Origin of the sequence: Mesorhizobium sp. M1A.T.Ca.IN.004.03.1.1, from assembly GCF_003997555.1 — a bacterium.
GTDB lineage: Bacteria > Pseudomonadota > Alphaproteobacteria > Rhizobiales > Rhizobiaceae > Mesorhizobium.
The window spans coordinates 1-232 of sequence record NZ_RZTV01001173.1; the positions used below are offsets into that span (position 1 = coordinate 1).

General features: G+C 59.1%; 1 protein-coding gene. It reads right to left on the reverse strand.

Translation table 11 applies throughout. The annotated features are described in order from the left end of the window. The coding region (locus EOD29_RS35380) for a DUF1217 domain-containing protein (protein ID WP_164764124.1) at positions 1 to 232 on the reverse strand (232 nt) is incomplete at both ends.

Here is a 232-nt window from a genome sequence, read left to right on the forward strand (position 1 = left end):
GATCGGTATTCGAGATCGTGGAGGGCAGATTATAGGTGCTCTTCAGGAAATTGGTGATGGCGGGATCGGCAAGCAGATCATCGACATTGGCGATCGTCGCCATGCGGGAGGAGTAGTCGTTTGTGCGCGCCGAGGCGGCGATTTTCGTGTTGGTGATCTGGCTGGCGGTCTGGGCAGCCATGCCATCCTCCAGCGATCCGGCAGCCTTGAAATTGAAGGCGGCGGCGACGTC